We start from the raw sequence: 21,039 nt of genomic DNA, 5'->3' as shown, positions 1-21,039 counted from the left end.
ACCGCTCATAACCCAAAAACATCATTAAACTTAACGCTATCCATCTGGACAAAACAAAAATCCCTTCCGGAAAATCCGGAAGGGATTTGAAATCATTATTAACGTGAGTAGAATTCAACGATAAGAGCTTCGTTGATTTCAGCAGCAAGTTCGCTGCGCTCAGGAAGACGTACGAATGAACCGACTTTAGTGTCAGCATTGAACGATACGAATTCAGGTACGTAGCTATTGATTTCGATTGATTCGTTAACGATATCAAGGTTTTGTGATTTTTCACGAAGAGAAATCTCTTGACCAGGCTTTACGCTGTAAGATGGGATATCTACGCGCTTACCGTCAACAAGGATGTGACCGTGGTTTACAAGCTGGCGAGAAGCACGACGTGTGCGAGCAAGACCAAGACGGTAAACGATGTTGTCCAAGCGAGTTTCAAGAAGAATCATGAAGTTCTCACCGTGGATTCCTTGCATTTTACCAGCTTTGTTGAACAATGTGCGGAACTGACGCTCATTCACACCGTACATAAAGCGAAGTTTTTGTTTTTCTTGTTGTTGAAGACCGTATTCAGAAAGTTTCTTACGTTGGTTCGGACCATGTTGACCCGGAGCGTAAGGACGCTTTTCGATTTCTTTACCAGTGCCGCTTAGTGAGATACCAAGACGACGAGATTGTTTCCAAGATGGACCTGTATAACGAGCCATGAATGACTCCTCCTCTGTTGGTTTTATTTTGTTGTAAAATAAGACCAGATGCGTTCAATCTCTAGGTCATTCTGTTTTCATGTATCTTCACCTCTGCAGCCAAGGGTTACAGGATACACCTCGATAATGAGGAACAGACTGAGCAATAAAGAACACACAACTGCTGCAATTATTTTACACAACGATTATCATAACAATAATAAAGGGCAATGTCAAGTGATTTCGAAAGGAGACATCCTTCTTTGAAATGTTCAGCTGCTGTGAGTAGATATTTTGAACTAGTTACAAAGTTGCATTATCATTTCACATACTATAAAATGGTTGTAGATAATATGAATTCCTATTGAATTATAAAGGGTGACGATATGAAAACAAGCGAGCAGCTGTACGAATCGATAAAAAGTAATTTACTCGATGTCATGATGAATGTGATGCAGAACCTTGAAAACACTGATTTCATTAGCCAACTGGAAGAAATATTCGAACAGCACTTCAGAATCACCAAAATTGAGTTCTTTCTATATGAAGATAATCAGTTCTATCCAGCCGCCACAGATAAGAAACTCAGTAGCGAAGCATTCGTAGGTGTCTTTGGAAAATTAACTTATCCAATGAGGAAAGATTCATCGCTAGAAGATGAAGAGTCGACTGACTTTGCAGACGACACGTTAATGATTCGCAATGAAAAGAGAGAACCGATTGCAATGATCCTAGTGAAGTCTACAGAAGTCTGGAATCGCTTTACGGAATCTGACCATTTCAAAAACTTTCAAGTCTTGCTCGGTGAACTGATTGAGACAATCAATAATTCAGCATCTCTTCATACGCATTCGAAAAATTACCAGAGCTTATTAGAAGCTACGAAAGAATTCAACTCAACCATGGAAACCAAAGTGATACACGAAAGACTAGTTTCAACAGTAGTGACAAATCTAAATTCGGTACGAGTGGAGCTCATACTTTCTCAAGAGCAATTAGATAACTCGAATGTTTACCGGCTTTTTGACTACTCAAATGAACTTCCTTCCACGACAGCTGCATTTCTTTCTGGAGAATTGAAGGTTGGAAGGGATGCCAGAAATAACTTGGAAATTTTAAGTGCTCCTGTGAAAGGTATGCAAGGCACATATGGAATTCTTCAGCTGTCTGCTCCGTGTAACTATGTTTTCACTTCTACAGAAAAGGAATTTGTCCGTAATATTTCAGAGAGTGCTGGACATGCCATTGAGAACTCGAGTCTGTATGACCAATCCCATCGTTTAATTGATGAACTGCAATTAGTGAATGAAGTTTCTAAAAAACTGACAGAACGACTCACTTTTGAAGAGATCATTTACTACCTTAACGAAAGAATCGTAGACACGTTTGAGCCGGAAGAAATTGCATTCGTGTATTTCAGTGAGAACGGACAATCAGTTATATCAAAAGATACAACAAAGTACTTTTTAACGGATGCTGGGAGAAGATACTTGGATTACGCTGAACGTCAAGTGCGAAAAGAAAACGAAGCTGTTTTCATTGTGGATTTGGATGGTAACGAAATTGATGGATTCTCACCTTACCGGTCACTAATTATCGCACCTGTCATCTTATCAGAAAGAATTGCTGGGTACACGCTTCTTATGCATACGGAAAAGTATCATTTCACTTTTGAAGATTATAAATTAGTAAAAGCTATTATTAGCCATTCCTCACTTGCTTTTTCGAATTCTGCACTTCGAGAAAAGTTGCAAAATCTGGCAAATAAAGATCATATGACCGGTTTGTTTGCTAGAGGTTACCTGGATAGACATATGTCTTCAGCTTTCAAAAAAGGAGCCGGTGGTGCTTTCCTTCTATTGGATGTAGATGATTTCAAACAAGTGAACGATCAGTTTGGTCATATTGTCGGCGATCAGGTTCTACAGCAGACCGCTCGACTTCTTCAATCATCTATTTCGGGTGATGATATAGCAGGACGTTGGGGTGGAGAAAAATTTGCTATTTACTTACCTGGCGCAACATTAGTAAAAGGAATGCATCTTGCTGAACGGCTATTAGTTGAGCTACCAGAAACAACAGAACCATCTGTAACTGTCTCAATCGGCGTAAGTGTCTGGGAACCTTCTGCTAACCATGAAACCTATCAACAATTGTTTCAAAACACAGATGAAGCACTCTACGCTGCGAAATCTGGAGGGAAAAATCGGATTGTCGTTAGCGAGTCAGTACTTGCAGAGTGACGTGTGAGTACCGATTCGATTTGAATTTTCTGAATGGTAAGCATACAATAGGTGTAAGCGTTTACTTGTAGAGGTGAAAGGTGGTTGAAGAAGGATGAATGAGAAACTTCATAAAGATACAGCGACAGTGCACACAGGTTATGATAGTAACTCGCATCACGGAAGTTTAGCGGTACCTTTGTACCAAACTTCCACATACGCTTTTGAGTCTGCGGAGCAAGGAGAACGGAGATTTGCAGGCGAAGAAGAAGGCGGCATCTATTCTCGACTAGGAAATCCGACAGTGCACGTATTGGAAGAACGTATGACAGAGTTGGAGAAAGGGGCAGGTAGCCTCGCATTTGGCTCTGGAATGGCAGCCGTTAGTGCGATTCTAACGCATTTAACGAAATCTGGGGATCACATTATAGGCTCAAGAGGAATTTATGGCTGTACATTTGGTCTACTTGGTATTATGGAGCGAAAATATAACATCACTCATACACTAACTTCACTCGGTACTGAAGAGGAAATTGAAGCTGCTGTGAAACCTGAAACCGTATGTATATATATTGAATCTCCTGTTAATCCAACAATGGAATTAGCAGACTTACGAGCGGTTGCTGCAGTCGCCAAAAGACATCAACTGAAAATTGTTGTTGATAACACATTTGCATCCCCGTATTTACAAAATCCAATAGATTTTGGAGCGGACTTTGTCTTGCACAGTGCAACGAAATATATTAATGGCCACGGCGATGTGATTGCTGGATTACTTGTTGGAAAAGATAAAGATGAAATCGAAGAAATTCGAGGTACTGTGCAAAAAGATTACGGCGGAATCATGTCTCCATTTGACGCTTGGTTGCTTATTCGCGGACTTAAAACATTAGCAGTTCGAATGCACAGACATACTGAGAATGCGACAAAACTTACGGATTTTTTAAAGACACAGGATATGGTAGAAGAAATATTTTATCCGTTCGACGATGCCAATCCACAAGTGGAGATTGCTAAAAATCAAATGAGTGCTGGAGGCGGACTCGTATCGTTTACAATTAAAGGCGGCCAACCTATGGCGCAAGCATTTATGAATCATTTGGGTCTTATCAAAATCGCGGTGAGTTTGGGAGACGCAGAAACACTGATCCAACATCCGACGACTATGACTCATTCAGGAGTTCCGGCAGATGATCGTGAAAAAATGGGGATCAGTGATGGACTTCTACGATTATCGGCGGGTCTTGAACATGCAGATGATCTCATTGCCGACTTAAATCAAGCATTCGAAAAAGTTGCTAACGAAGAAGAAGCGTTGTCTAGCTAATTTCATAAAACAAAAAAGCAGCTAGGTATAGAAACCTTAGCTGCTTTTTATAATAAAAAACTATTACAGATGACGCAAAAGAACTTCTACAAATTGTTCCATACCTTTACGATCTGCTTCAGAAAATCGACCGATTTCTGGACTATCTACGTCTAGTACTCCAATTAGTTCATCGTTCTTGACGAGAGGGATGACGATTTCGGACTGAGAAGCAGAGTCGCATGCGATGTGACCTTCAAATGCATTCACATCTTCAACGACGAGTGTCTCCCTATTTTTGGCAGCTGTTCCACATACGCCTCTTCCTATAGGAATTCGAATACATGCGGGAAGCCCTTGGAATGGCCCAAGTACAAGTTCGTTGTCTTCCAGAAGGTAAAATCCTGTCCAGTTAGTACGTTCTAGGAAATTGCTCAGTAGTGCAGACGCATTGCTTAAATTAGCGATACGATTTTTTTCGCCATTGAGCAAAAGTTGGAGTTGGTCAGCAAGCTGGCGGTAACTTTCTTCGGAATCCTTCGAGTATTCAATCCCCATAAACATAAAAGCATCCTCTTTTCCATATCTTTAGTTCCTAATAGTGTGTAGGATATCTAAGGGAATCATACAATTTTCGAGCCGTTTCATACAAGTAAACAACTTTTCGACGGAAATTCGCCCTTTTTCAACACGAAATTTCTTTAAACATGTTACTATATAAGGTATTATCAATTGTAGAGTCGTTGCGGAATAGGGGGATGGACAATGGTGAACTACTTCATCATTCCAATCATCATAGTAATTGTGCTGGCTGTTGCAATATTTTTATTGAGACGAAAGCATATCCAGGAAATCAGTAAACTGGAACATCAAAAATTGCATATCCAGCATGAACCGATATTTGAGGAAATGACGAAAGTCAAACAACTGAATATGACGGGGCAAACAGAGGAAAAATTTGAACGGTGGCGCAACGAATGGACGGAAGTGATCGATGTGCTTGTCCCAAGAATTGATTCTTCTTTATTTGATACTGAAGAAATGGTCGACCGGTTCCGTTATAAGAAAGCGACGGGAATTGAAAAAGAAATTGAGCAACAACTGAATGTGTGTGAGGAACGTAAAAATTCAATCTTAAAAGAATTGAACGAACTGATCGGCAGTGAAGAGAAAAATAGAGTTGAGATGGATTCACTAAAAGAAGATTACCGGATAGCACGGAAATCTGTTTTAGCTCATCAGCATTCTTACGGCAGAACGGTTCCGGCATTGGAAAAAGAGCTCGAATACTTCCAACCGGCATTTGAAGAGTATGATGAGTTAACGGATAACGGGAATTACTTACAAGCAAGGGAAAATGTAATTGCGGTAGCTGCAAAAGCGAACAATTTATTCCCACTTATTCAGGAAATTCCTTCAGTACTTAGTGAGTTGCAAAGCAAGATGCCGTCAACAATTCGTGAATTACGTAATGGCGTAGACGAGATGGTGCAAGATGGTTACTACTTAGATCACTTAAATTTAAAAGCTTCTTTATTGAGTATTGAACGAGAGGCTGAAGAACTTCTTGCAAAAGTAGAGATTCTCGACGTGGAGCCAGTTCAACTCCGACTTGCGGAAATTGAAGATGCGTTCGACTCGTACTATGATTCTTTAGAAGAAGAAGTGAAAGAACGCGTATATATGGAACAGAATTATATGGAAATAGCGAACCAATTAGTGGCAGTTAAAACATTTGCAAAAGAAACTGCAGATGAAGCACTATTTGTGCAACAAAGTTATCGTCTCGATGAAAAGGAATCGGCTATTCCAAAAGCTTTCTTAGTGGAGCTTAATGACGCGATGAAACGATTCGATTTACTAACGATCCAGGGTGAGAATGGAGAATCTGCTTATTCAGGTCTTGCACATGACTTGCGCGCAGTGTCTGAAACGCTTGAACGCATTCACTTGGAAACAAGTGCATTCCAAGAACGCATAAAAAGCTTGCGGACGGATGAAATTACGGTGAGACGACGTCTTGAAGTTCTTGCGAGAACGTTACAAAACGTTGAACGAAAGCTCCAAAAAGCTAATATACCAGGTATACCTGATGATATTGAAGTTCGATTGGAAGAAGCGGATGAACAACTATTTATCGTCCAGAATGGATTAGAGGAAGTTCCATTAAACATGGCACTTGTTGAAGATTACATTCAAAACGCTGAAAAAGAAGTTAATGTGGTAGTTACTAAAATTGATGAGATGCTAGAGAATGCGTTACTCACAGAACAAATCATTCAATATGGCAACCGTTATCGCGCGTCTCATCCCGCAATGCACGCCCGATTATTGGAAGCTGAAATGGCATTTAGACAATTCCGTTACGCAAAAGCACTGGAGGAAGCGGCGACAGCAGTCGAAGAAGCGGAACCCGGTGCGATGAAACGAATTGAAGAATACCTACAAGAGCATGCACAGTAAGTGTTACCTTCAGCCACCCGCACATTGAGTGCAGGTGGCTTTGTGCCGCTTATGTTGCATGAAAGGAAGAGTTCATAATGATTTATTTTGATAATAGTGCAACGACCATTCCTGAACAGGAAGTGCTTCAGACATTTACCCAAGCAAGTCTTATGTATTATGCAAATCCTGCTTCCTTGCACCAAGCAGGCAACAAAGCAGACCAACTTCTAGAGTCTGCAAGGAAGCAAGTCGCGACATTGTGTTCTGACCCAGAGAGTACTGTCACGTTCACTTCTGGAGGTACGGAAGCAAATAATTTATCAATAATAGGCTATGCAAATAGTCTTAAACATCGTGGGAATCACATCATTACTACAGAAATCGAACATGATTCAATTCGCAATGCCTGTCTGTATTTGAGAGAAGACGGATTTGAAGTCGATTTTTTAACGGTTAATGAAAATGGGAAAGTAGACCCTGAGGAATTACGAAAACTTATACGTAAAGATACAATCTTAGTAAGCATCATGCATATTAACAACGAAATCGGTACCATTCAGCCGATCGAAGCATGTTCGAGAGTGATTCGCGAATTTTCACGCGCAATATTCCACTCCGATTGTGTCCAAAGTTTAGGGAAACTTGAATTACCCTTTCCAAAATGGGTGGATGCTGTCACGTGTTCCGCACATAAAATCCACGGATTAAAAGGAACTGGTTGCTTAGTGACGAAAAAGTTTAAAGAACCACAAGCGATTTCCTATGGCGGTGGACAGGAGCATGGATATCGAAGCGGAACAGCAAATGTCGCGGGAGCTGCTGCTTTTGCAAAAGCCGTTAGAATCTCTATGGCTGAAAATAGTACTTCCACATATGAACGATGGAACAAGGAGTTAAGGGATTGTGTAAAAGGTGAAAAGCTCGTTCGAGTTTTATCACCTGAAACTGGTGCACCTCATATTTTAACACTTGCTTTTAAAGGGATTACTGGTGAAGTGGCTGTTAATTTCTTTCAAAAACACGATATTATGATATCTACCTCAAGTGCATGTTCTTCAAAAGCCAACAAAGTCAGTCATGTCATACAAGCAATTCATGTGCCTGATGATTTCAGTAAAGGTGTGATTCGAATCAGTTTCGGTCGGATGAATACCGAACAAGACATTCAAATGCTTTCGCAAACGATGAACGAATTTCTAAAGACGATCAAGAAAGGGTTGAAACAACATGATTTGGAATGAACTTCTTATACGTTACGGGGAAATGTCACTTAAAGGGCGTAACCGTAAACAATTTATACAGAAACTATCTACAAATATTCGGTTGGAACTTCAGGATTTGAAGTCAATCAAGCTAAAAGCAGAACGGGATCGAATGTTTTTATACGCAACAAGTGAAGAGTTGGTACAAGCAATCGAGCGTCTTACAGATGTAGCTGGAATCCAATCTTTCAGTCCGATTGCTGAGTGTGAGTCTACAGTGGAAGCTATCCAGAAAACAGCGCTTGCGATCTTTGAGACAGAAGATACGGAAGGTAAAACGTTCAAAGTGGAAGTGCGAAGAACAGATAAATCCTTCCCATTAGTGACGGGGGAATTACAAAAAGAAATCGGTGGCACCGTTTTAAGAGCTTATTCTAATCTGACGGTGAACGTGAAAAAACCCGATATTCTATTGCACATCGATATTCGAGCAAATGGCTCGTTCTTATCTTCAAAAGTTTATAAAGGTGCAGGTGGAATGCCTGTTGGATCGAATGGTAAGTCATTGCTTATGTTATCTGGCGGCATTGACAGTCCGGTTGCGGGTTATTTGATGATGAAACGTGGTGTTACACTTGAAGCCATCCACTTCGCGAGTCCACCATTTACAAGTGAACAAGCACAAGAGAAAGTGGTAGAACTCGGTCGCAAAATCAGTGCTTATGGCGGGACACTGAAACTGCATGTTATCCCATTTACGGATATCCAACAAGCTATCGTCAAACAAGTACCTGAAAATGTCTCGATCACATCGACACGGAGAATCATGCTACGCATCGCAGATCAGTTGCGAAAAGAAATAGGAGCGCTTGCTCTTGTGACGGGTGAGAGTTTAGGACAGGTGGCAAGTCAGACGCTTGAAAGTTTCACGGCGATTAATGCAGTCACATCGACTCCGATTTTACGACCACTCATTGCAACAGATAAATTAGAAATCATTGAAATTGCTCGGAAAATCGGTACATACGAAACATCGATACAACCTTTTGAAGACTGTTGTACAGTATTCACACCGTCTAGTCCGAAAACAAAGCCTCGTTTAGAAAAAGTGGAGTTTTATGAAAGCTTCATCGACTTTGAACCAATGATCACTGATGCAATTCAAAAACGGACGATTATCGAGTGTTCACTGGATGAAAAGACTGATGAGTTCAGCGATCTTCTATAAGATAACCTACTATGTTGAAGCAAAACAGAACACCTGAATTACGCTGAGTCTCAGTATGAAAAAGTTACCATTTCCTTTGTGTGCATGAATTTGCCGAATCGGTACATTCTATCGTTACAAGGGAGGTGACATCGACATGACAAACTCAAACAACGGTAATTCAAATCAGCTTCTAGTACCTGGTGTACAACAAGCGCTTGACCAAATGAAGTACGAGATCGCACAAGAATTTGGAGTTCAGCTTGGAGCAGACGCTTCATCGCGTGCCAACGGTTCCGTAGGCGGGGAAATTACAAAGCGATTAGTACGTCAAGCTCAACAACAAATGAACGGTTACCAAAAATAAGTAACTGATTGGACTGTCCCCAAAATTGGGGGCAGTTTTTTTAGTATGTGCAAAGAGATAACAATCATGAACGATGCTACTTTTTGAATTGGTGGAATGTTAGTAGTATACTGATTACATTGTCAAAAGGGAGGAAATTTCATGAATCGTGAAGAACTACTTGCACCAGAAAACTACAACATTGTATCTGAAATTGAAAAGTATGCAAACGGGTCGAATAAGAAAGCATTAATCTACATCGATTCTGAAGGGAATCGTAAAGAATATACATATGACCGACTTATCGAAGATGCTAATCGAGTGGCTTCCGTTTACGAGGCGAACGGCTTGAAGAAAGGCGATATTCTTTTAGTAATGGTACCGCGGCTCATTGAAGCATATGTTGCTTATATTGGTGCGTTGAAAGCGGGAATAGCCGTCATTCCTTCTTCAGAGATGTTAAGTGCTTCAGATATTGAATACAGATTGGCACATAGTGGTGCGAAAGCAATTGTCGCGTACGATGCCTTTACAAGCCAACTAACTGACGTGCGTGGAATTGAAGACGTGTCACTTTTTGTAATTGGAAAACCTGTTGAAGGGAGTATTTCGCTTACGGAAGAGATGAAAACCGCTTCTGCAACTTTTGAGTCTGTACAGACACAAGCGTCTGACATGGCGTTCTTGTCCTATACGTCAGGTACAACAGGGAAACCGAAAGGCGTAGTACATACACATGGATGGGGTTATGCACATTTAAGAACGACAGGCGCTAATTGGCTCGGGATTCATGAAGGAGATACAGTTTGGGCGACGGCTGCACCGGGATGGCAAAAATGGATTTGGACACCGTTCCTTGCTGTTCTTGGAAGCGGGGCCACGGGACTTGTTTATAACGGTAAATTTGATGTGAAAACCTATTTGAATATGATCAAAACCTACCAAGTAAACGTGTTGTGCTGTACGCCGACAGAATATCGATTCATGGCAAAAGCAGATGACTTAGGTAGCTATGATCTTTCTTCCTTAAGAAGTGCTGTGTCCGCAGGCGAGCCGCTTAATAAGGAAGTCATCGATCGTTTTGACCAAGTATTTTCACTTCAAGTGCGAGACGGCTACGGCCAGACTGAAAACACGCTGTTAGTCGGAACGATGGTTGGAATGGAAGCGCGGCCAGGATCTATGGGCAAACCGACTCCTGGGAATCATGTAGAAATCGTAAACGATGAGGGAGAAGTTGCACAGATCGGGGAAGTTGGAGATATTGCAGTTCACGTGAATACGCCAGCCTTATTTAAAGAGTACTTAAAAGATCCTGAGAGAACTGCGATGCAATTCCGCGGTGAGTATTACATTACAGGTGATCGAGCGAAAAAAGACGAAGATGGCTATTTTTGGTTTGAAGGGCGTGGTGACGATATCATCATCAGTTCTGGCTATACAATTGGACCATTTGAAGTGGAGGATGCCCTCACTAATCATCCTGCAGTTCGGGAGTGTGCGGTAGTAGGCAGTCCCGACGAAGTAAGAGGAATGGTCGTCAAAGCTTTTATCGTCCTACGGGATCCGTCCAGACAAGATGAGGATGGTCTTGTGAAAGAGTTGCAAGAGCATGTAAAACAGAAAACCGCTCCTTACAAATATCCAAGAAAGATCGAATTTGTTGATGAATTGCCGAAGACCGCTTCCGGTAAAATCATGCGGGCCCAACTACGTAAACAAGAAATTGAGTGAAGAAAAGGACTGGGATTCTATTTGTCCCAGTCCTTTTCTTTGCTAAAGACTTTACCTTACTAACGTGCCCCCTTATAATTGAGAGATATTTCGTGCAGCTAAATGCTGGCGATTAAGGGGGAAGTCACGTGCAAACACAACAACAAGGAGCTCTATGGGTATTTGCTGCATATGTACTCTGGGGCTTCATGCCGATTTACTGGAAGACCCTTCACCATGTAAGTAGTGGGGAAATTTTAGTGAATCGAATCATCTGGGCGTTCCTTTTGACGGTTCTCGCACTTATAGTGGTAGGGCAAGGAAAGAAATTAGTCGTTGACTTCAAAGAACTCTGGAAGACACAAAAGCAGTTTTGGGGTCTCTGTGCCGCTGCATTTTTGGTCTCCATTAATTGGGGTACGTACATTTGGGCGGTGAATCACGACTTTATCGTGCAAGCTAGTCTTGGTTATTACATTAATCCGTTAGTTTCTGTTTTATTAGGAATCATATTCTTAAAAGAAGCATTGAATCGAAATCAGAAGTTCGCTTTTGTACTCGCTGCAGTCGGTGTTACAATCTTGACGTTCCATTATGGGGTATTCCCGTGGATTTCATTTGTATTAGCGTTTACTTTTGCTTTATATGGCTTAATTAAAAAACAAATTAAATTGGATGCAACCAGGGGACTCGCTATCGAAACGGCCTTTACAGTACCTGTTGCGCTTATTGCATATGGATGGATTTTTTCAACGGGCGATGCTGTTATAGTGGACACAGATCCAATGACCGTAGTTTTACTCATTTTAACTGGAATTGCAACAGCTATACCTTTGGTGTTCTTTGCTAAAGGGGTCACATCGATTCCACTTTACGTCACGGGATTTCTTCAATACATCGCTCCAACAATGATGTTAATTATTGGAGTTGTGATGTATGGGGAATCATTTGGCAAGTTTGAATGGCTCAGTTTTGCATTCATCTGGGTGGCATTATTGGTATTTACAGTGCCAGAAATAGTCCGTTATGTGAGAAACAAGCGAATGATGATACGCTTGGAGAAACAAGGTCACTCTCACCAAGTGTAAAAATGGATGAAACATTATCAGTGGTGATACGTATACCATGTATGACCTTAAGGAGGAATTTGAGATGTCAACGAAACGATGGATTGCACTAATTTCGGCAGCAGCATTGGTGATTGTTTCAATCGGTGTGAACTCGCTCTCGTTCATATTCACTAGAGATTTCAACACACTATTTGAAGATAGCTTTTCAATGAATGGAGCTACTTATGAAGAAACGGTATTAACTCAAGGAGATCCGAACGAACGGATTGCAGTGCTAGATGTAAGCGGAGTGATTCAAGATACAGGTCCCGCTTCACCATTTGCTGCAGCAGGATACAATCATCAGAGCTTCTTAGAACAGCTAGCAGATGTTCAAGAAGACCAGACAGTTAAAGGAATTGTCTTACATGTAGATTCACCTGGTGGTGGCGTATTGGAGTCCTCTGACATTTATGACGAAATCATTGCAATTCAGGAAAACCGTAATATTCCAATCTATGTATCGATGGGATCGATGGCTGCTTCAGGTGGTTATTATATTTCAGCACCAGCTGAAAAGATTTTTGTTCATCCTGAAACAATTACAGGTTCAATTGGTGTCATTATGGAAAGTTTGAATTATGCAGAACTTGCCGATAAAATCGGAATTGACTTCAACACAATTAAGACGGGACCATATAAAGATATTATGAGTCCAAATCGTGAAATGACTAAAGCTGAACGGGATATGCTTCAAGAAATGATTAATGACTCGTATAATCGGTTTGTTGGAATTGTAGCGGATGGTCGTGATATGTCGGTTGCAGACGTTAAAAAAGTGGCAGATGGAAGAATCATGAATGGCCGACAAGCGATTGAATCAGGTCTTGCTGACGATTATGGCAAGCTACCGGATGTCATCGATGCATTAATTGCAGACCAAAAATTTAATAATCCAACTATATTTGAATACGGTACAACAGATAGCTTAACTTCATTATTCGGTACGAGCGTATCTGGATTGTTTAAGAAAAATGCGGAATCGGAATTGATCCAAAAGCTTCTGACTGACTATCAGGCACCGCGCATGATGTACTTGTATGGTGAACGTTAAGGGGAGGTGTAGGCAATATGTCTGAACAAATGGAACAACCATTATCGGAAATACGTGAAACTGAACTGTTACCTAACAAAATTGTACCGGAAACAATTCTAGACAAACCACGTGAGTTCATGCACAAACCTGCTGGATTTTGGATACGTTTTTGGGCGTACCTCATCGATATTATCGTTGTAGGCGCTATTAGTGGACTGCTTGTGAAACCAATCTTCCGTGTGTTAGATTATCCGATTTCAGATCCATTCTTTATACTTTATAGCCCGTATAAACTCATAATGCTTGCGCTTTTCCTTGCGTATTTTTTACTGATGACGAAGTTTTTCAGTCAAACTGTAGGGAAAATGATCATGGGGATCCGAGTCGTAAAGAAATCTGGGGAGCAACTAAGTTGGACGTCCTTACTGTTTCGTGAAGTGATCGGACGGTATTTATCTAAAACGTTAGTAATACCTTATTTGCTTGTGATCTTCATGCCACGTAACGAAGCGCTTCATGACTTATTTGCTGATACTGAAGTTATTCACGAGCAAGTATATGAAAAAGTGAAACGAATTTCCTCCCATCGCATTGATGAGAGCCGTCAGTTGCCAGGCGAACAGTCTATCTAGTAAGATAGATGGATATCGAAAGGAGAATCTTAATGACACCTATTACATTCAAGAATAATCCTGTTACATTGGTCGGTAAGCAATTACAAGTTGGCGACAAAGCTCCGGATTTCACAGTCCTCTCAAATGATTTACAGCCCGTCTCACTTGGAGATTCTAAAGGGAAAATCCGCCTAATAAGCGTAGTTCCGTCTGTAGATACTGGCGTTTGTTCAAAACAAACACATAAGTTCAACGAAGAAGCAGGTAAGTTTGAAGATGACGTTGAAGTATTGACAATTTCTGTTGACCTTCCGTTTGCTCAGGCGCGTTATCGTTCTGTTGAAGAAATTGGAAATATCCAAATTCTGTCAGATCATCGAGACCTCTCATTTGGAGATGCCTATGGCGTAACAATCCAAGAACTTCGGTTATTGGCGCGCTCGATCTTTGTCATTGATAAAGATGATACAATCACTTACGTAGAGTATGTGAGTGAAGTAACAGACCATCCTGACTACCAAGAAGCATTGGAAGCCGTGGAGAAGTTAAAGGCATAATTGCCAAAAACGAGCTATCCGTAAAAACCCATCCAGTTATCGGATGGGTTTTTCATGGCGGATGATGAAACTATAATGGAGTTCCAAGAAGGAAGAAGAGGGATACACATGAAAACTAATACAGAACAAATATTTACTTATTTAGATGAAGCAGCGAGTACAGATGAGTCACTTTACTTGGAGCAACTCATTGTCGCTTGTAAAAAATGGGCAGAAGGCACAGCAGGTCCAGACTTAAAGGTCAATGCCACAAAAGAAGAAATCCGTCGTGGATTGCAATTAGCAATATTGAAGGGGATGCGGCAAAACGTTCAATCGCATCATCAAATGACTCCTGACGCAATTGGTATGCTAATTGCACGTATTGCTAGTTTACTATTACCGCATAAAGAATCGGTACAAGTGCTTGACCCTGCAGCTGGCACAGGAAATTTGTTGCTAACTGTCATGAACACACTTGAAGTACCTTCAGCTGCAGTTGCTGTTGAAATCGATGAACTACTCGCAAGAATGATAGTTGCGGGTGCGGACCTAATGGAACAGACGATTCGTATTTACGTCCAAGATGCTCTTCGGCCATTGCTAGTAGATCCAGTTGACTTAGCGGTATGTGATTTACCGGTAGGTTATTACCCGGACGACGAAAATGCATTGAACTTTGAAATGATGCCAGCTGATGGACATGCCTATGCCCATCACTTGTTCATCGAACAAACAATGCACCACTTGAAGCCAGAAGGTTATGGCATCTTTATAGTTCCCTCTGCACTTTTTGAATCAGCACAATCGGGTGAATTGCATACGTATTTGAAAAAGCATACGGTAATTCGAGGGATTTTGCAGTTACCTCAAACGTTGTTCAAAAATGTGGCGCAATCTAAAAGTATTCTGATGTTGCAAAAGCCATCTGAGCAAAACGGACCAACACCGGATGTTTTGCTTGCGACTGTGCCTGATATGACAGACAAACAAGCAATGATTTCTTTCTTTAACAAAATGGAAGACTGGTCAAACGAAAACGTGAAATAAGAAAAAGCGTCCTTCTCAAATGAGAAAGACGCTTTTTACTTATTCTCCTTCAGGAGTACGAACGACAAGGACATCACATTTTGCTGCACGTACGATGTTTTCAGAGACACTACCAATTAGGAAGCGTTCCACTGGATTTAAACCAGTTGCACCACAGATGATAAGGTCGGCTTCGATTTTTTTAGGGATTTCTCTAGGAATCATTGTTTTTGGTGAACCATACTCAACAATTACATTGACATGAGTTAGGCCGGCTTGAGCAGCTTGTTCTTTATAGCCTTCGAGTAAATCGACAGCATATGACTGAGCACGCTCAGCAATTGAACGATCGTATGCTTCTACTGCGGAGTATGAACGAGTATCGATGATATTGACAAGATTCAGGTTCGCATCGTTTCGATTAGCGATTGCTACAGCTTTTTTGAACGCCCACTCTGATTCTTTTGATCCGTCTACTGCAACAATGATTTGGTTGTATACTAATGACATCGTTATCACTCTCCTACGTTTATATTATCCTTCTATAGCTACTATACGCCAAATCTCTAACAAATTCCTGCTAAAGGAGCAAAACTCGCATGATTTTTAAAAAAATATTCGTACAAAATATGCGACATACTTCCTCTCTATCTGCTACACTTGTTGTGAAAAGGTCTGAACGGTATTTACTGAACAGCCGGACACATATTTGAGGAGGATTTAACTATGCGTATTGGGGTACCTAAAGAAATTAAAAACAACGAAAACCGTGTTGCTATGACACCGGCCGGAGTATTTAACTTGAAGTCAGCTGGACATGAAGTGTTCATAGAAACACAAGCGGGAATCGGTTCTAATTTTACTGATGAAGAATACCGTGAAGCTGGTGCGGTTATCGTAGCTACAGCAGCTGAAGCATGGGGTTCTGAAATGGTCATGAAAGTAAAAGAACCAGTTACTTCAGAGTATGGTTATTTCCGTGAAGGGCTTATTTTGTTTACATATTTACACTTGGCTTCTGAAGTCGAGTTAACTAAAGCATTGATAGATAACAAGGTTATTGGAATTGCTTATGAGACTGTTCAATTACCAAACCGTTCGCTACCATTACTAGCTCCAATGAGTGAAGTTGCAGGTCGTATGTCAACTCAAATCGGCGCTCAATATTTGGAGAAGATGGAAGGCGGAAAGGGAATTCTCTTGTCCGGCGTACCTGGCGTTCAGCGTGGAAATGTAACAGTAATTGGAGGAGGACAAGCCGGTACGAATGCTGCGAGAATTGCAATCGGTATGGGCGCGAGAGTTACGGTTCTTGACCTGTCTGTAGAACGTCTTCGCCAATTGGATGAATTATTCGGAGATGATGTTCAAACGCTCGTTTCCAATCCGTTTAACATTGCATCTTCTGTGAAAGACGCGGATTTAGTAATCGGCTGTGTGCTAATTCCAGGCGCTCGTGCTCCGAAACTTGTAAGCGAAGAAATGGTGAAATCGATGTCTCCAGGTTCCGTTATAGTGGACATTGCGATTGACCAAGGTGGTATTTTCGAAACTTCTGATCGTGTTACGACACATGACGAGCCGACTTATGAAAAACACGGAGTTGTGCATTACGCGGTTGCGAATATGCCAGGTGCAGTTCCACGTACGTCCACAATGGCACTTACAAACGTTACGGTTCCATATGCACTACAAATTGCGAACAAAGGTTACAAGCAAGCATGCTTGGATAACGAAGCCTTGCAAAAAGGGGTTAACACGTTGGAAGGCTTTGTAACGTATCAAGCAGTTGCAGACGCACAAGCAATCGAGTACGTTTCAGCTCAATCCTTGTTGAGCCGATAATAACATACAAAAAAGCAGAGACCGCCAATGAACGAAATGGCGTCTCTGCTTTTTATTTTACTTAATAATCTTTAGTTCTTTCGGGAACTTCGTTAACACTTCAATGCCATCCGCAGTTACGACAACATCATCTTCTATACGGACTCCCGTGACAGTTGAATCATAAATGCCTGGCTCAATTGTGAAGACCATGCCTTCTTCGAGCTGGAACTCATTCGCTCCGTGGATCGATGGGAATTCATGAACTGAGATTCCAAGGCCGTGTCCGAGCCGGTGAGTGAAGTATTCTCCATATCCCGCTTCAGTTATGACGTCACGTGCGGCTTTGTCTAAATCGCATGCACGGACTCCTGGTTTCACTAAATCGATTGCAGCTTGGTTTGCTAGGCGAACAGCTTCATAGATGCTGCGTTGCTCTGCAGAAGGTTCACCGAACGAGACTGTCCGAGTAATATCGGAGCAATAGCCTTTATGAACAACGCCAAGGTCCATCAACACGAAGTCACCTTGTTGAATTTTACGCTCGCCAGGTGTTCCGTGCGGGGAAGCAGTTTTTGGACCGGACAAAACGGTTGTATCGAACGACATCTTTTGGACGCCTTTCTTCTTCAAAGCAAATTCAATTGCCGTCTGAAGTTCTAATTCCGTAACGCCTTCAGCGATATTTTCACAAGCCACTTCTATTGCGTAATCTGCGAGTTCCGCTGCTTCACGTAATAATTGAAGTTCGGATGCATCTTTATGGCTACGCATCATATTAAGTTGTTCATCTAAACGAGAGAATGTTACAGATGGGAAAAGTTCTTCCATGCGCTCTAGACGCTCCACCGTTAAGTGGGACTTCTCGATTGCTATTGACTTGAGTGTACTTACTTTGCGGTTCACTTCTTCCTGCACAAACTCCCAAGCATCGTCTGTGTCTTCATATCCGACAGTGCCGAAAGTCCAACCAGCAGATTTCACGTCAGGTACTTCCATAAGAGGACAAACGATGAAAGGCTCTGCGTCTTTGAAAATCATAACACCAAGAAGCCGCTCGTGCGGGTCGCTACTGAAGCCTGAAACGTAAAAAATGTTGTCAGGTGTTGTCACGAATGCCGCTTCTACGTCATTGTCTTTTAAGAACGTTTGAATCTCTTTAAGTTTTGTCATATTTATTCCTCCTCTTTCACATTCCTATCATAACAAAAAAAGAGGGAATACACAGGGTTTCACGAATTGATAAAGAGGATAGTAGAACAAGTGGAGGTGTCGAATCCAATGGAAGTTTCTTATCATGGACATTCGATCGTGAAGGTTAAAACAAAGCAACACGTTATTTTAATTGACCCATTCATAACAGGAAATGAATTGACGGATTTGGTCGTTGCAAACGAAAAGCCAGATGTCATTTTGTTAACGCATGGACATAACGACCATGTTGGAGATACTGTGGAAATCGCTAAAGAAAGTGGAGCACTTGTCGTTGCACCGAACGAATTGGCGGTTTGGTTAGGTTGGCAAGGACTGAACACACACGGTATGAATATCGGGGGGGCTTATGAGTTCGAATTTGGAACAGTGAAATTCACGAAAGCGTTCCATAGCTCATCGTATACAACGGATGATCAGCAACTCATCTATACTGGAATGCCTGCAGGAATTCTATTTATGGCTGAAGGTAAGACGATTTACCACGCAGGAGATACTTCGTTATTTGGAGATATGGAATTGATTGGCAAGCGGAATGCAATCGATCTTGCCTTCTTGCCAATTGGAGACAATTTCACTATGGGACCTGAGGATGCTGCTTATGCGGTAGAGTTATTATCACCAAAGCTTACGGTACCTGTCCACTACAATACGTTTCCACCTATTGTGCAAGACCCTGAGGATTTCAAAAAGCTAGTAAAAGATCATGAAGTTCTTGTGATGAAGGCGGGCGAAGTGACACGACTTTAACACAGCCGGGCTAGTAGAGATAATTCTCTACCAGCGCGGTCTTTTTTCGTTGTTTTATGGTAAACTGAAGACAAGGCATACATAGAAAAAGGTGAATGCATTGTCGACGAAGCACGAACAAATATTACGTCACATTGAAGAACTTGCTGTCGGTGAAAAAATTTCAGTACGGCAAATTGCGCGAGCACTTACGGTCAGTGAAGGAACAGCGTATCGTGCTATAAAAGAAGCAGAGAACAACAAGCTTGTGAATACAATTGAACGTGTAGGAACAGTCCGTATAGAGAAAAAGAAAAAAGATAATATAGAACGTCTGACTTATGCCGAAGTCGTGAATATTGTAGATGGTGGAGTTCTCGGAGGTAGCGGGGGCTTACATAAAACATTGACAAAGTTTGTCATAGGCGCCATGCAATTAGATGACATGCGTCGGTATATTGACGCAGGTAGCCTTCTAATCGTTGGGAATCGTCAACGAGCGCATCACTTAGCAATTAGTGCAGGTGCTGCGGTGCTAGTAACAGGTGGTTTTGATACGACAGATGAAGTAAAAGAACTTGCGAATTCAAATGATCTACCAATCATAACAACTAGCTACGATTCGTTTACAGTGGCTACGATGCTAAATCGTGCAATTTCTGACCAGATGATTGAAAAAGAGATTCTACTCGTTGAAGATATTCAACATCCTCTTTCTGCTACGATTTCATTGTCGATTCAAGATACAGTGGGACAATTTAATGAGATGAGCCGCGAAACCTCTCACTCAGCTTTTCCAGTGATTGAGAAGAATGGAAAAGTAGTAGGGATGGTCACTTCTAAAGATGTAGTCGGCAAACAAGAGTCTGAACCACTTGGTAAAGTGATGACCACTTCTCCGATTACGGCAACTAGAAAGATGAGTGTCGCGTCAGCGGGGCACAGCATGGTATGGGAAGGTATTGACTTACTACCGGTTGTGACAGAATCTGGGCAACTGGATGGAGTCATTAGCCGACAAGACGTATTAAAAGCTTTTCAATTGGCCCAAAGACAACCACAGCAAGGTCAAACTATTGATGATATCGTGAAAAACCAAATGCACGCAGACACAGAGAATCCACAGAATGTTACGTTTGAAGTGATTCCACAAATGACTAATCAGCTTGGTTCTCTGTCTTACGGAGCGTTGACAACGTTGCTTGCTGAAACAGGAAATCGTGCTATCAAGCTGTTTAAGCGAGGCGAGAGTGTACCTGAAAACCTCACTATTTACTTTATGCGGCATGTGCAGCTTGGAAGTCAAGTTACCGTTGAACCTGAGATTTTACACATGAGTCGACGTGTAGTTAAAATGGACATAGCGTTGTATTCAGAAGGCGAAATGATCGGAAAAGCACTCGTAACCTATCAGCTATTAGAACGTTAAAAAAACGCTGATGCAAGTAGCATCAGCGCTTGTTCAATTCGGTTTCTTCTTGAACGAATTGGTTATAATATCTCATAGCTTTTCCATTAAAAATGGCTACGTACCCACCAAGTAGGATGAAAACGCCTGAAATTACGTACGTTACAGTGCCATTGAATAACAATAGCTGATTTAACCCGAAAGCAATAAGTAGAGTACCTAAAAACATTCCAGCTTTAGAAGCAAACATCTTTTTGCGGATTGGGAATACCTGACTTGTGCGGAATTGACGAGTTTTAAAGTAAAAGTAAAATACTGCCGACGCAACAATCAGGAATACAAGTACAAAATTTAAAGTCTTCACAACATAGCCCTCCAAAAGAATTCAGCATCAGTTCTATTGTAGCGGCTTTACAAACCA

General features: G+C 41.5%; 20 protein-coding genes. 15 read left to right on the top strand and 5 right to left on the bottom strand.

The genetic code is table 11. The features are described from left to right. Window positions 1-98 precede the first annotated feature (98 nt). Entirely contained in the window at window positions 99-701 is a 603-nt protein-coding gene (gene rpsD / locus ACRPI0_RS09225; protein WP_432352254.1) for a 30S ribosomal protein S4, read from the bottom strand. Between the two features lie 365 nt (window positions 702-1,066). On the opposite strand from rpsD, the gene ACRPI0_RS09220 reads away from it, so the two are divergent. After that, on the top strand, window positions 1,067-2,923 hold the full coding sequence (locus ACRPI0_RS09220) for a GGDEF domain-containing protein (protein WP_432352252.1): 1,857 nt from the start codon (window positions 1,067-1,069) through the stop codon (window positions 2,921-2,923). Window positions 2,924-3,017: 94 nt separating this feature from the next. Beyond that, entirely contained in the window at window positions 3,018-4,229 is a 1,212-nt protein-coding gene (locus ACRPI0_RS09215; protein WP_432352250.1) for an aminotransferase class I/II-fold pyridoxal phosphate-dependent enzyme, read from the top strand. 63 nt (window positions 4,230-4,292) lie between these two features. Here ACRPI0_RS09215 and ACRPI0_RS09210 read toward each other — a convergent pair whose 3' ends face one another. Continuing rightward, window positions 4,293-4,772: a GAF domain-containing protein gene (locus ACRPI0_RS09210; protein ID WP_432352249.1), complete on the bottom strand. Its 480-nt coding sequence runs from the start codon at window positions 4,770-4,772 to the stop codon at window positions 4,293-4,295. Window positions 4,773-4,973: 201 nt separating this feature from the next. On the opposite strand from ACRPI0_RS09210, the gene ezrA reads away from it, so the two are divergent. From ezrA to ACRPI0_RS09160, 10 genes are all read left to right on the top strand, one after another. After that, entirely contained in the window at window positions 4,974-6,671 is a 1,698-nt protein-coding gene (gene ezrA, locus ACRPI0_RS09205; RefSeq protein WP_432352247.1) for a septation ring formation regulator EzrA, read from the top strand. A gap of 77 nt (window positions 6,672-6,748) precedes the next feature. Continuing rightward, window positions 6,749-7,894: a cysteine desulfurase family protein gene (locus tag ACRPI0_RS09200; protein WP_432352245.1), complete on the top strand. Its 1,146-nt coding sequence runs from the start codon at window positions 6,749-6,751 to the stop codon at window positions 7,892-7,894. Further along, window positions 7,881-9,083: a tRNA uracil 4-sulfurtransferase ThiI gene (gene thiI / locus ACRPI0_RS09195; protein ID WP_432352243.1), complete on the top strand. Its 1,203-nt coding sequence runs from the start codon at window positions 7,881-7,883 to the stop codon at window positions 9,081-9,083. The genes ACRPI0_RS09200 and thiI overlap by 14 nt, the downstream gene beginning before the upstream one ends. A gap of 136 nt (window positions 9,084-9,219) precedes the next feature. Beyond that, complete coding sequence (locus ACRPI0_RS09190; RefSeq protein WP_432352241.1) at window positions 9,220-9,429, top strand: small, acid-soluble spore protein, alpha/beta type; 210 nt, start codon at window positions 9,220-9,222, stop codon at window positions 9,427-9,429. Window positions 9,430-9,570: 141 nt separating this feature from the next. Further along, window positions 9,571-11,142: an acyl-CoA synthetase MbcS gene (mbcS, locus tag ACRPI0_RS09185; RefSeq protein ID WP_432352240.1), complete on the top strand. Its 1,572-nt coding sequence runs from the start codon at window positions 9,571-9,573 to the stop codon at window positions 11,140-11,142. 128 nt (window positions 11,143-11,270) lie between these two features. Next, on the top strand, window positions 11,271-12,209 hold the full coding sequence (gene rarD, locus ACRPI0_RS09180) for an EamA family transporter RarD (RefSeq protein WP_432352238.1): 939 nt from the start codon (window positions 11,271-11,273) through the stop codon (window positions 12,207-12,209). Between the two features lie 64 nt (window positions 12,210-12,273). After that, complete coding sequence (gene sppA / locus ACRPI0_RS09175) at window positions 12,274-13,284, top strand: signal peptide peptidase SppA (protein WP_432352236.1); 1,011 nt, start codon at window positions 12,274-12,276, stop codon at window positions 13,282-13,284. Window positions 13,285-13,301: 17 nt separating this feature from the next. Then, window positions 13,302-13,898 (top strand): RDD family protein, encoded by a 597-nt coding sequence (locus ACRPI0_RS09170; RefSeq protein WP_432352234.1) that lies wholly within the window; start codon window positions 13,302-13,304, stop codon window positions 13,896-13,898. Window positions 13,899-13,930: 32 nt separating this feature from the next. After that, window positions 13,931-14,437: a thiol peroxidase gene (gene tpx / locus ACRPI0_RS09165; RefSeq protein ID WP_432352232.1), complete on the top strand. Its 507-nt coding sequence runs from the start codon at window positions 13,931-13,933 to the stop codon at window positions 14,435-14,437. Between the two features lie 108 nt (window positions 14,438-14,545). Further along, window positions 14,546-15,466 carry a class I SAM-dependent methyltransferase gene (locus tag ACRPI0_RS09160; RefSeq protein ID WP_432352231.1) on the top strand — a complete coding sequence of 307 codons (921 nt, stop codon included), beginning with the start codon at window positions 14,546-14,548 and terminating at the stop codon, window positions 15,464-15,466. A 39-nt stretch (window positions 15,467-15,505) separates the two neighbouring features. Here ACRPI0_RS09160 and ACRPI0_RS09155 read toward each other — a convergent pair whose 3' ends face one another. After that, on the bottom strand, window positions 15,506-15,955 hold the full coding sequence (locus ACRPI0_RS09155; RefSeq protein ID WP_432352229.1) for a universal stress protein: 450 nt from the start codon (window positions 15,953-15,955) through the stop codon (window positions 15,506-15,508). 216 nt (window positions 15,956-16,171) lie between these two features. On the opposite strand from ACRPI0_RS09155, the gene ald reads away from it, so the two are divergent. After that, window positions 16,172-17,290, top strand: a complete 1,119-nt coding sequence (ald, locus tag ACRPI0_RS09150; RefSeq protein ID WP_432352227.1) for an alanine dehydrogenase — start codon at window positions 16,172-16,174, stop codon at window positions 17,288-17,290. A gap of 57 nt (window positions 17,291-17,347) precedes the next feature. Here the strand turns inward: ald and ACRPI0_RS09145 are convergent, their stop codons facing one another. Further along, window positions 17,348-18,442: a M24 family metallopeptidase gene (locus tag ACRPI0_RS09145; RefSeq protein WP_432352225.1), complete on the bottom strand. Its 1,095-nt coding sequence runs from the start codon at window positions 18,440-18,442 to the stop codon at window positions 17,348-17,350. A 108-nt stretch (window positions 18,443-18,550) separates the two neighbouring features. Here ACRPI0_RS09145 and ACRPI0_RS09140 point away from each other — a divergent pair, with 108 nt between their 5' ends. Next, window positions 18,551-19,231 carry a metal-dependent hydrolase gene (locus tag ACRPI0_RS09140; RefSeq protein WP_432355919.1) on the top strand — a complete coding sequence of 227 codons (681 nt, stop codon included), beginning with the start codon at window positions 18,551-18,553 and terminating at the stop codon, window positions 19,229-19,231. A 100-nt stretch (window positions 19,232-19,331) separates the two neighbouring features. Further along, on the top strand, window positions 19,332-20,639 hold the full coding sequence (locus tag ACRPI0_RS09135) for a DRTGG domain-containing protein (protein WP_432352223.1): 1,308 nt from the start codon (window positions 19,332-19,334) through the stop codon (window positions 20,637-20,639). A gap of 22 nt (window positions 20,640-20,661) precedes the next feature. Here ACRPI0_RS09135 and ACRPI0_RS09130 read toward each other — a convergent pair whose 3' ends face one another. Beyond that, complete coding sequence (locus ACRPI0_RS09130) at window positions 20,662-20,982, bottom strand: YtpI family protein (RefSeq protein ID WP_432352221.1); 321 nt, start codon at window positions 20,980-20,982, stop codon at window positions 20,662-20,664. Between the last annotated feature and the right edge of the window lie 57 nt (window positions 20,983-21,039).

Source organism: Sporosarcina sp. A2 (assembly GCF_050858885.1).
Classification (GTDB): Bacteria; Bacillota; Bacilli; order Bacillales_A; family Planococcaceae; genus Sporosarcina.
This window is presented reverse-complemented; position numbering and strand designations above follow the sequence as displayed.

Bases quoted from the DNA above. Each gene is read 5' to 3' on its own strand.
- thiI (WP_432352243.1), top strand. From the start codon at position 7,881: ATGATTTGGAATGAACTTCTTATACGTTACGGGGAAATGTCACTTAAA.
- ACRPI0_RS09140 (WP_432355919.1), top strand. From the start codon at position 18,551: ATGGAAGTTTCTTATCATGGACATTCGATCGTGAAGGTTAAAACAAAG.
- sppA (WP_432352236.1), top strand. From the start codon at position 12,274: ATGTCAACGAAACGATGGATTGCACTAATTTCGGCAGCAGCATTGGTG.
- ACRPI0_RS09160 (WP_432352231.1), top strand. From the start codon at position 14,546: ATGAAAACTAATACAGAACAAATATTTACTTATTTAGATGAAGCAGCG.
- tpx (WP_432352232.1), top strand. From the start codon at position 13,931: ATGACACCTATTACATTCAAGAATAATCCTGTTACATTGGTCGGTAAG.
- ACRPI0_RS09220 (WP_432352252.1), top strand. From the start codon at position 1,067: ATGAAAACAAGCGAGCAGCTGTACGAATCGATAAAAAGTAATTTACTC.
- mbcS (WP_432352240.1), top strand. From the start codon at position 9,571: ATGAATCGTGAAGAACTACTTGCACCAGAAAACTACAACATTGTATCT.
- ald (WP_432352227.1), top strand. From the start codon at position 16,172: ATGCGTATTGGGGTACCTAAAGAAATTAAAAACAACGAAAACCGTGTT.
- ezrA (WP_432352247.1), top strand. From the start codon at position 4,974: ATGGTGAACTACTTCATCATTCCAATCATCATAGTAATTGTGCTGGCT.
- ACRPI0_RS09155 (WP_432352229.1), bottom strand. From the start codon at position 15,955: ATGTCATTAGTATACAACCAAATCATTGTTGCAGTAGACGGATCAAAA.
- ACRPI0_RS09200 (WP_432352245.1), top strand. From the start codon at position 6,749: ATGATTTATTTTGATAATAGTGCAACGACCATTCCTGAACAGGAAGTG.
- ACRPI0_RS09215 (WP_432352250.1), top strand. From the start codon at position 3,018: ATGAATGAGAAACTTCATAAAGATACAGCGACAGTGCACACAGGTTAT.
- ACRPI0_RS09190 (WP_432352241.1), top strand. From the start codon at position 9,220: ATGACAAACTCAAACAACGGTAATTCAAATCAGCTTCTAGTACCTGGT.
- ACRPI0_RS09170 (WP_432352234.1), top strand. From the start codon at position 13,302: ATGTCTGAACAAATGGAACAACCATTATCGGAAATACGTGAAACTGAA.
- ACRPI0_RS09210 (WP_432352249.1), bottom strand. From the start codon at position 4,772: ATGTTTATGGGGATTGAATACTCGAAGGATTCCGAAGAAAGTTACCGC.
- rpsD (WP_432352254.1), bottom strand. From the start codon at position 701: ATGGCTCGTTATACAGGTCCATCTTGGAAACAATCTCGTCGTCTTGGT.
- ACRPI0_RS09145 (WP_432352225.1), bottom strand. From the start codon at position 18,442: ATGACAAAACTTAAAGAGATTCAAACGTTCTTAAAAGACAATGACGTA.